At 68.9% G+C, this 1413-nt stretch carries 1 protein-coding gene; it reads right to left on the bottom strand.

The annotated features are described in order from the left end of the window. Window positions 1-272: 272 nt before the first annotated feature. A complete protein-coding gene (locus DLJ49_RS20620) occupies window positions 273-1301 on the bottom strand; it encodes an IS110 family RNA-guided transposase (protein ID WP_115395394.1) in 1029 nt (342 codons plus the stop codon). Window positions 1302-1413 lie beyond the last annotated feature (112 nt).

Here is a 1413-nt window from a genome sequence, read left to right as displayed (position 1 = left end):
GCCCTTTGCGCAACATGTATAACCGCCCCATGCGCAAGAGGGATTTTGCGGAGCTGGTTTTGGCGCATCGTCGGGTGCTGACATGTATCCGGCCTCGTGATGCGGCCTTGCCTGCCGCGGGCCCGTATGGTGGTCGAGGACCGGGTCCAGATCAAAGCCGCGTGCTCAGTGGCACTCTGTTGCGCCCTGGGTGTCCCGATCCCGTCTCACGATCGCTGCGCCATACCGCTCCTTGCCCTCGTCCGCTCCGACGTTCCCCGATCGCGGTCGGACTACGCCGCCACGACCGGAGCCCTGTAGACGCCGCCCCGGGCCATCAGCGCCCAGACGATCCGCGCCAATTTGTTCGCCAGTGCCACCCGCACCAGCATGCCCGGCTTGCGCGCGAGCAGCCCGCCGAGCCAGGTCCCCGGCTGCGCCATCGGGTTCGTGCGCCGCTTGATGACGACGCTGTTGGCGCCGAGGATCAGCAGCCGCCTCAGCGACCGCTCGCCCATCCTGGTGGTCGCGCCGAGCCGCTGCTTGCCGCCGGTCGAGTGCTGCCGGGGCGTGAGGCCGAGCCACGCCGCGAAGTCGCGCGCCCGGCGGAAGTGCGCGGGCGGCGGGGCGAGCGTCGCCAGCGCGGTGGCGAGCAGCGGACCGATGCCGGGGATCGTCATCAGCCGACGCGCCGTCTCGTCCTCCCGCGCTCGGCGGGCGATCTCCGCGTCGAGCGCGGCGATCCGCTCGCCAAGATGACGCAAACCATCGACCAGGACCTGCAACGTCGCGCGTGCCGTCTCGGGCAGGTCGATCTCGGATCCTTCGATCAGCGCGATCAGCCGACGCATGCTCGCGGCCCCTTGCGGGACGATCTCGCCGAACTCGGTCAGGTGGCCGCGCAACGCGTTGATGGTCTGCGTGCGCTGCCGGATCAGCAACTCGCGCACCCGGAAGATGGCCGCCGCGCCCTGCGTCTCCTCACTCTTGACCGGAACGAAGCGCATGTTCGGCCGCTGCGCCGCTTCACAGATGGCTTCCGCGTCCGCCGCATCGTTCTTCTGCCTGCGCACGAACGGCTTCACGTAGGCCGGCGGGATCAGCCGGACCTCATGTCCCAACTTCTCGATCTCCCGCCCCCAGAAGTGCGCGCCCCCACACGCCTCCATCGCCACCGTGCAGCGCGGAAGCCCCGCCAAAACCTCGAGCACCTGACGGCGCCGCAACTTCCGGCGCAGCACCGCCCGTCCAGATGCGTCCACCCCGTGCAGCTGGAACACGTTCTTCGCCAGATCGAGCCCGACCGTGGTAATCTCCGACATGACCGCCCTCCTCGTGGATCGTCGATGACCCACCTTGGCACACCAGATGCCGTCGGGGGGCGGTCACACCATCAAAGCCCATCCGCTGCACCGAGATTGAGTCAGAGCCCTA

The organism is Rhodovulum sp. 12E13, assembly GCF_003340565.1.
In the GTDB taxonomy this organism is placed as follows: domain Bacteria; phylum Pseudomonadota; class Alphaproteobacteria; order Rhodobacterales; family Rhodobacteraceae; genus HLUCCA09.
This window is presented reverse-complemented; position numbering and strand designations above follow the sequence as displayed.